Origin of the sequence: Actinomyces sp. ZJ308, from assembly GCF_011752065.1 — a bacterium.
Classification (GTDB): Bacteria; Actinomycetota; Actinomycetes; order Actinomycetales; family Actinomycetaceae; genus Actinomyces.
In genome coordinates this window covers 42526-50896 of the sequence record NZ_JAAIJY010000026.1, presented here as the reverse complement: position 1 = coordinate 50896, position 8371 = coordinate 42526, and the positions used below count along the sequence as shown (strand labels likewise).

The window sequence follows — 8371 nt, the reverse complement described above, 5'->3', positions numbered from 1 at the left end:
GGGATGGTGGTGGTTGGTGGGGGTCGTGGCGGGCGCGGGCCCTGGCGGGTCTGCCCAGCGGGGTGCTGGGACGCCTGGGCGCCGACCTCATCGAGACCACCGCCGGTGCCGGGGCCCGGACCCACCGCCTCAGGCTCGCCCTGACCCAGGCGGGTGACTCCGGCGGGCCCCTGCGCCTGCTGCGAGCCCCGGCACGGGTCCTGGCCGAGCACCGCGCCGCCCGCGAGATGGCCGCACGCAGCCAGCTCGACGCCGGACCCCGCCGCTGGGTCGTCACCGCCCTGGCCGCCGCCACCGCCGCCACCAGCCTGTGGATCTTCTTCACCGTCGTGCCCCCACTGGTAGCCGACCTCAACCAGCGCCTGACCGGCCTGCCACCCCACCACTGGTTCGCCGGCATCCTTGAGATGCTGGCCACCGTGTGGGAGTCCATGTCCCCCACCGAGAAGGCCGCCCTGGCCCTGATCGGCACCGCCGCCGTCCTCCTGTCCGGAGGCACCCTCGGCCTGGCCCTGGAAGTCGGATTCGGCATCGCCACCGTCATGGACGCCGCCCGCCCCGCCGCCTCCCTGGCACGCGACCCCCGGGGCGCTACCGGCCGCTACCTGGCCACCCACAGCGATCTTGAGATAGCCGCCGACGCCGCCCTAGCCGCAGCCGCCGTCATACCCGGTGGCAGGGCCGCCGGCACCACCGCCCGCACCGCCGCTAAAGCACGACGAACCACCAAACCGTTCGCCAGGGCCCAGGCCGCCAGGGGTCTCAACCCTCGTGCCGGTATCCACCAGCCCGGGCTGCGCACCCCCAGACCCGCCCGATCTGACGGTGGTCCCGGCCTGTGGGGTGAGGGCAGGAACTACGGGTCGCCACGCTCCCAGGCCTACGAGGAACAAGTCACCGGAGTCCCCATCGAGCACTCCTACTATGTTGGCGGCGTCGAGTTCGACGGCTTCGACGGCTTCGCCCTCGTCGACGCCAAAGGCCCCGGCCTGGCCAACCCCATCAAAGGCAGCTGGTCTCAAGAACCTGAAGGTAAGTACGGTCTCCTCAGAACTGCCCACCGACAGGTCGAAGCCGTACGCGCCACCGGCACCGACACCCCCATCCAATGGCACATCGCCGAAAAAGACACATTTAACGAACTCTGGCGCCGGCAAGGAAAGGGAGACTTCCCTCCTGAGATCGAATTGATATTCACTCCCCCCAACTGAAAATCTATAGAACTGCCAGCAACCAACATTCATTAGAGAGGACATTAATCATGAGATGGGATCTCAGCCTCAGATGGCGGGCTCTTGGTGACCCGGTCTCGGAGGGGCGTCGGGTGTGGGAGTGGATCCAACGGGTCAGGCCCCTACATCCCTCTTTGGACCTGTGGCGTCCCACAGCCGACAGCCCCCAGGAAGCAGAACAGTCACCACCCATCACCCAGGACCACCTCCTTCAAGATATACGCCAGGCCCAAACTGACTGGGAAAGTGAACGCTTCGGCGTCGCCCCGGCCTTCTCCGGCCAGATCAACCAGGGCAACAAACTCACACTCAGCTTCAACATGCCCAACCCCGGGGACGCTGCCATCACACTCATGATCGGCCAGGCCCTCGGAGCCGCCCTGGATGCCAGCGAGGGCCAGGCCGACGCCCTCATGCACACCACCGCCAGCACCTTCGCCCCCGATATTGTTGGCAGCCTGACCCGCGAGGATCTCCCAGTCACCCCTGCTCCGCCGCCCTACCAGTACCTGCCCGGTTGGAAGATGTTCTTCGCCGCCGACTCACCCCACTACCAGCGCGCCACCCAGCTGGCCACCACCACCGCCCCTGTCGCCAACGGCGCCATCTTCACCTTCGGCACGCCTGATACCTACCCCACCATCCTCAACCAATGGTGACACCCCACCGGGACCCACAACGCCGTCGTCGTAGCTACTAGCATCCGCCTCGCACGCACTCCAGGGATGGTGGTGGTTGGTGGGGGTCGTGGCGGGCGCGGGCCCTGGCGGGTCTGCCCAGCGGGGTGCTGGGACGCCTGGGCGCCGACCTCATCGAGACCACCGCCGGTGCCGGGGCCCGGACCCACCGCCTCAGGCTCGCCCTGACCCAGGCGGGTGACTCCGGCGGGCCCCTGCGCCTGCTGCGAGCCCCGGCACGGGTCCTGGCCGAGCACCGCGCCGCCCGCGAGATGGCCGCACGCAGCCAGCTCGACGCCGGACCCCGCCGCTGGGTCGTCACCGCCCTGGCCGCCGCCACCGCCGCCACCAGCCTGTGGATCTTCTTCACCGTCGTGCCCCCACTGGTAGCCGACCTCAACCAGCGCCTGACCGGCCTGCCACCCCACCACTGGTTCGCCGGCATCCTTGAGATGCTGGCCACCGTGTGGGAGTCCATGTCCCCCACCGAGAAGGCCGCCCTGGCCCTGATCGGCACCGCCGCCGTCCTCCTGTCCGGAGGCACCCTCGGCCTGGCCCTGGAAGTCGGATTCGGCATCGCCACCGTCATGGACGCCGCCCGCCCCGCCGCCTCCCTGGCACGCGACCCCCGGGGCGCTACCGGCCGCTACCTGGCCACCCACAGCGATCTTGAGATAGCCGCCGACGCCGCCCTAGCCGCAGCCGCCGTCATACCCGGTGGCAGGGCCGCCGGCACCACCGCCCGCACCGCCGCTAAAGCACGACGAACCACCAAACCCGCCAGCCGGTACGCTAAAGACATTCCAGAGCTCTTCCGGCAACACGAAGCAAGGAAGGCGGCGAAGCAGGCAGCGAGAAAAGATCTGGCCGATTCGATCCCGGAAGGCTACTCGCCCAGCGACTTCAGCCGACGAAAAATGGAGAGGAAAACAGTGCCACAGCTGAGGGCCGCCGGCCACAGCCCCCGCGAAATTGATCAACTCCGAGACAAAGCCAAAGCCGCCTCGACAACTCATAAACAACTGAATGATTCGGGGGCGAGGATCGGGGAGGCCGGCGGAGAGAAGTACCTCACTGAGCAGGGCTACCATATCCCGGATGAGTTCCGTGCCGATAATGTCGGAGTGAACGGCGGGACCGCCCCAGGCGGTTGGGCTGACGGCATGGCCCTATCGCCCGATGGTAGCGAGTTGGTTGTGTCAGAGTACAAGGGAGTGTCCGCAAAACTCAATACAACACCGGTCAACACTCGATTTGAGGGGAAGGCCCTCCAGGGAAGTCCGGCTTACGCTCGCGACCACATGCTGTCCGATCCGCGATTCGCGCAGTACTTTCACGATCACCCCGAGGTGTGGGAGGGAGTCAAGGACGGTAGCATCAAGCTCAACGCAAAAACGATCTACACCAGAACACCTGAGCTCACAGAGGTTGGGGACCAACCGTTCTCACTGACCCCAGAAGTCACTCAGGCACTCCAGCAAGCCATCGACAGTCTCTAGCAAAAGGACAGCCATGAGCAGCACCCACACCACAAACCCAGGATTCCGAGCCTACCCCACCGAGCAGGCAGTTGCCATCATCCGCGCCATCGCCGAGCACAGATGGCCCATGACTATTAACGAGGCCTTCACCCTGCGTGACCAGTTCGGCTGGAAACCAGCTCCAGACGACGGGCGATATTTTGTTACACCAGTCAGTAGCGGCAACGAAGACGGAAATATCGGTCTTGACTTTACCAACAGAAATTTTGTGTCCGAGATCGGCTTCAACTTGAGCACCCACTTCCCTCCGGACGCCCCACCCGAGATACAGATCGCTGTCCAGAACGCCTACGCCTCCTACGTCAATGCCCTCAATTCCCTGTATAGGGCCGGGGACTCTGAATCCGATCAGATTGTTGCGTCAACTCAGTGGATCCTGCCGTCACGAGCAAGCGTGACTATCGCAGCCACCAGAGGGCTCGTGTCCGCTACTGTTGAGTCCCCCGCGATGACTGATCTAACTGAAGCTGAGCAGCGCTACTTCGATGAGGGTGGAGAACTGTAAGAGCCCCTCATATCTCACTCACACATACGTCACTGAAATTTTCTCACCAGAGCCCTTTGTAGGCTCCTCGGTCTTGAGAACTCACCAGCCGGCACAACAACACATTCGACACGCCCCTACCCTGCGATCACACAGATCACCCTCACAGGCGGCGGAACCTAAGGACCCACCACTCTCAACCAGCAGCACCCGTTACCTTATTGGTGGTCCAGGGCGGTCCGGGGCCGGGCCAGCCGCTGTGGGCATAATGCCTTGCCCCTGTCCGAGAAACACCACGCACTCCAGACACCCCCATCATCGAGCCGGTCATTTTTCGCGGAACCCTACCGTTTTTCTGTAGGGCTACGCGAAAAATACCCAGCTCGACACAAAAAAGGAAAAGGACGAGACGCCGTCGAACCCAGCCATCAGGACCGAGCAGGAACTACGGGTCACCACGCTCCCAGGCCTACGAGGAACAAGTCACCGGAGTCCCCATCGAGCACTCCTACTATGTTGGCGGCGTCGAGTTCGACGGCTACGACGGCTTCGCCCTCGTCGACGCCAAAGGCCCCGGCCTGGCCAACCCCATCAAAGGCAGCTGGTCAGAAGAACCCGGAGGTAAGTACGGTCTCCTCAACACCGCCGAACGACAGGTCGAAGCCGTACGCGCCACCGGCACCGACACCCCCATCCAATGGCACATCGCCGAAAAAGACACACTCGATATCCTCAGAGAAAAACAGGAATGGGGTGAGTTCCCCATGGAAATTGAACTCATTTACACTCCTCCCAACTAACATGCTTGACAAGAAAGTAGCCATCATAGAAAGGATGACAATCATGGAATGGGGTCTTGCATTTAGGTGGCGGGCTCTTGGTGACCCGGTCTCGGAGGGGCGTCGGGTGTGGGAGTGGATCCAACGGGTCAGGCCCCTGCACCCCTCCCTGGACCTATGGCGCCCCACCGCCGACAGCCCCCAGGAAGCCGAGCAGGCCCCGCCCATCACTCAGGACTACCTCCTCAACTACATCCACGGCGTGCAAACCATCTCCGAATACCCAGACTTCGGCCTCACCCCGGCCTTCTCCGGCCAGATCAACCAGGGCAACAAGCTCGAACTGTACTTCAATACGCCTAACCCCGGGGACGCTGCCATCACACTTATGATCGGAGAGGCCCTCGGGACAGGACTGGATACCAGCGAGGGCCTGGCCGACGCCCTCATGCACACCACCGCCACCATCTTCAACCCGGACAGCATCGGAGCCTTGACCCGCGAGGACCGCCCAGTCACCCCTGCTCCACCGCCCTACCAGTATCTGCCCGGCTGGAAGATGTTCTTCGCCACCGACTCACCCCACTACCAGCGCGCCACCCAGCTGGCCACCACCACCAGCCCCGTCGCCAACGGCGCCATCTTCACCTTCGGCACCCCCGACACCTACCCCACCATCCTCAACCAATGGTGACACCACCGCCGTCGAGCCGGGCGTTTTTCGCGTAGCCCCACAGAAAAACGGTAGGGCTACGCGAAAAATGCCCGGCTCGACGCGGGAGTGGAAAGGCCTCTGTCAGGAGACGCCGAGGATCGCCTTGATCGGGGTGAGGGTGAAGTAGACGATGAACATCGCGCAGGCCACCCACATGAGCGGGTGGATCCTGCGGGCCCGCCCCTGAGCCACCTCGATGACCAGGTAGGAGACGAAGCCGGCCCCGATGCCGTTGGTGATCGAGTAGGAGAAGGGCATCATGATGATGGTCAGGAAGGCCGGCAGGGCGATCTCCGGGGACGTCCAGTCGATGTCGGTCACCTGCATCATCATGAGGAAGCCGACGACGACGAGCGCCGGGGTGGCCGCCTCGTAGGGGACCATCTTGACCAGCGGGGCGAAGAACATACTCAACCCGAACATGCAGCCGGTGACCACGGAGGCCAGGCCCGTGCGGGCCCCCTCCCCCACGCCCGCGGCCGACTCGACGTAGGAGGTGTTCGAGGAGACGCCGCCGACACCACCGGCGATGGCCGCCAGGGAGTCGACGACGAGGATCTCGCGGGTCCTGGGCGGGTTGCCGTGCTCGTCGAGCAGGTCACCCTCGGCGCCAATGGCGACCATGGTGCCCATCGTGTCGAAGAAGTCGGCCAGCAGCAGGGAGAAGACCAGGAGGATCACTGAGACGATCCCGACCTTCTGGACGCTGCCCAGCAGGCTGAAGTGGCCCAGCGTCGACAGGCTCGGCAGGTCCACGGGGAAGCCGGTCAGGTGCGGCTCGGACAGGGACCAGCCGGTGAGGTTGAGGGGCCCGTTACTGGGGTCGTCATTGAAGGGGCCCAGGTGCGCGAAGGCGTCGATGACGATGGCGAGCACCGTGGCCGAGGCGATGCCGATGAGGATGGCTCCGCGGACCTTGCGCACGTAGAGCACGACCATGAGGAAGAGGCCGAAGAGGAAGACGATGACCGGCCAGCCCTGGAGGGAGCCGCCCAGGCCCAGCTCCAGAGGGGTGCCGCCGCGGCGCACCATCTTGGCGTCCACCAGGCCGATCAACGCGATGAACAGGCCGATGCCCACGGAGATCGCGGTCTTGAGCTGGTCGGGGACGGCCTTGAAGACGGCCTCTCGGAAGCCGGTGAGCACCAGGACAAGGATGATGACGCCCTCGATGACGATGAGCCCCATGGCGTCGGCGTAGGTCATGCCCTGGGTGCCCACCAGGGTGTAGGCGACCATCGCGTTGATGCCCAGTCCCGCCGCCAGGGCCATCGGGTAGTTGGCGACGACGCCCATGAGGATCGTCATGATCGCGGCGACGAAGGCGGTGCCGGCCGCGAGCTGGGCCTCGGTTCCCGGAGGGCTCGCCTTGGACAGGATCGCCGGGTTGAGGACGAGGATGTAGCTCATCGAGAAGAAGGTGACGATGCCACCACGGACCTCGCGGGAGATGGTCGAACCGCGTTCGGTGATGTGGAAGTAGCGGTCCAGCCAGGATGCGATGCTGGGAGAGGACGAAGACGATGAGGACTTCGTGGGAGTACGTGTGCTCACGGCGGCATTCTTCCAGATCATCACGCGCTGAGCGAAACCAACCCGGAACACCGCCCAGATGAATCATGCTATCGGCCTTATTGGAGTCGCCCTGCTCCATTGATGCCGCTATTTACACCGCCATAACGGCGCCTTTCCTACCGTTCTGTCCCGTGCTCACAGCTGACGCAACCGAACAGACCATGACACCGACGACGTCGAGCCTCACCTCTCCGGGCCAGTCTCCAGCCGCGCCCCCGGATACGGATGCGGGAACGAGTCGCGAGGCGTCGTCGGCCGCCCCGCCCTCCAGGACACGCATCATCGGGCTCGACGTGGCCCGGGCCCTGGCCCTGCTGGGCATGATGGTCAACCACCTCATGGAGCCCGACGGGTGGACCGCTGAGATCTTCCGAGGGTTTCCCTCGGCGCTGTTCGCGGTGATGGCCGGGTTCTCCCTGTCGATCATGGGCGCACGCGGGGTGCGTGAGGGCGGAGGGGCCCTGGCGGGCTCGCGGCACGGCCTCATCGTGCGGGGCGCCGTCCTCATCGCGCTGGGCGCGCTCATCGAGCCCTTCGCCGGCACCATCCAGGTGGTGCTGTCCGCCTTCGGCATCTGCTACGTCGCCCTGGCGTGCGCACCGCGCTGGCGCACCTCCACCCTGGCTGTGGTGGCGGGCGTCCTCGTGGCGGCCTGCGCGCTCAGCCACGTCCTCAACATGACGGTCGGGGAGCCGGCCTCCCTCGTCCCCGTCATGTCCGGCCCCTACCCGGCCGTCGTCTGGGCCGCCTACATGGTCATCGGCCTCATCGCCCACCGGCTCCTGACCCGCAGCACCCGCGCACAGCTGCTCACCGTCCTCATCGGTACGCCGCTGGCCGTCGTGGGGACGATGCTGCGCGGCTACGTCGACCTTGATGCGCTCTTCGAGTCCGGGGACCTGGGCGCCCTGGCCCTCACCAGCATCATCGACCCGACCGCCCACTCCGGCGGACTGATCGACATGGTGGCCTCGATCAGCGGGGCACTGGCCGTCATCGCGCTGTGCCTGCTGGTCTTCAAGGGTGGCTGGTGGTCCTTCCCGCTGCAGGCGATGGGCTCGATGTCTCTGACCGTCTACGTCGCCCACGTGCTGAGCGCCGGGCCCTTCCTCCTCGAAGACGCGCCGGAGCGTCTGCCGGTCCTGGGGACCGCGACGGTCCTGCTGGGCCTGGCGCTGGCCACGCTCATCCGCCTGCGATTCGCGCACGGCCCCCTGGAGTGGACGATGCGCCGGCTCATCCGGTTGGCCACCGACCGCAGCCGCCCGGGCATCTCACGAAACCAGGCGTAAGAGGCTCGGATTGCTGTCACACCCCCGTGGAAAGATGGTCGCCGAGGCCAAGGGCTGATGAGGAGCGAACGGGGGT

The 8371-nt window shown here is 65.3% G+C and carries 8 protein-coding genes; 7 read left to right on the top strand and 1 reads right to left on the bottom strand.

The annotated features are described in order from the left end of the window. The 6 genes from HCR68_RS10960 to HCR68_RS10935 form a co-directional block, all read left to right on the top strand. Window positions 1-1211 (top strand): Tox-REase-5 domain-containing protein (locus HCR68_RS10960; protein ID WP_243859067.1); only part of this gene is annotated, 1211 nt, incomplete at its 5' end. A 50-nt stretch (window positions 1212-1261) separates the two neighbouring features. Continuing rightward, a complete protein-coding gene (locus HCR68_RS10955; protein WP_167149408.1) occupies window positions 1262-1891 on the top strand; it encodes a hypothetical protein in 630 nt (209 codons plus the stop codon). A 125-nt stretch (window positions 1892-2016) separates the two neighbouring features. Then, window positions 2017-3408, top strand: a complete 1392-nt coding sequence (locus HCR68_RS10950; protein ID WP_167149406.1) for a hypothetical protein — start codon at window positions 2017-2019, stop codon at window positions 3406-3408. A 13-nt stretch (window positions 3409-3421) separates the two neighbouring features. Further along, entirely contained in the window at window positions 3422-3955 is a 534-nt protein-coding gene (locus HCR68_RS10945; RefSeq protein ID WP_167149404.1) for a DUF6301 family protein, read from the top strand. Between the two features lie 293 nt (window positions 3956-4248). Next, on the top strand, window positions 4249-4734 hold the full coding sequence (locus HCR68_RS14545; protein WP_167149417.1) for a Tox-REase-5 domain-containing protein: 486 nt from the start codon (window positions 4249-4251) through the stop codon (window positions 4732-4734). A 43-nt stretch (window positions 4735-4777) separates the two neighbouring features. After that, window positions 4778-5407 (top strand): hypothetical protein, encoded by a 630-nt coding sequence (locus HCR68_RS10935; protein ID WP_167149402.1) that lies wholly within the window; start codon window positions 4778-4780, stop codon window positions 5405-5407. Window positions 5408-5509: 102 nt separating this feature from the next. Here HCR68_RS10935 and HCR68_RS10930 read toward each other — a convergent pair whose 3' ends face one another. After that, entirely contained in the window at window positions 5510-7003 is a 1494-nt protein-coding gene (locus HCR68_RS10930) for an NCS2 family permease (protein ID WP_208320589.1), read from the bottom strand. Window positions 7004-7164: 161 nt separating this feature from the next. Between HCR68_RS10930 and HCR68_RS10925 the strand changes: the two genes are divergently transcribed. After that, window positions 7165-8295, top strand: coding sequence for a DUF418 domain-containing protein (locus HCR68_RS10925; protein WP_208320588.1), 1131 nt, complete (start codon window positions 7165-7167; stop codon window positions 8293-8295). Window positions 8296-8371 lie beyond the last annotated feature (76 nt).

Coding starts and splice junctions, on each gene's coding strand:
- HCR68_RS10955 (WP_167149408.1), top strand. CDS start 1,262: ATGAGATGGGATCTCAGCCTCAGATGGCGGGCTCTTGGTGACCCGGTC.
- HCR68_RS10945 (WP_167149404.1), top strand. CDS start 3,422: ATGAGCAGCACCCACACCACAAACCCAGGATTCCGAGCCTACCCCACC.
- HCR68_RS10935 (WP_167149402.1), top strand. CDS start 4,778: ATGGAATGGGGTCTTGCATTTAGGTGGCGGGCTCTTGGTGACCCGGTC.
- HCR68_RS10930 (WP_208320589.1), bottom strand. CDS start 7,003: ATGATCTGGAAGAATGCCGCCGTGAGCACACGTACTCCCACGAAGTCC.
- HCR68_RS10925 (WP_208320588.1), top strand. CDS start 7,165: ATGACACCGACGACGTCGAGCCTCACCTCTCCGGGCCAGTCTCCAGCC.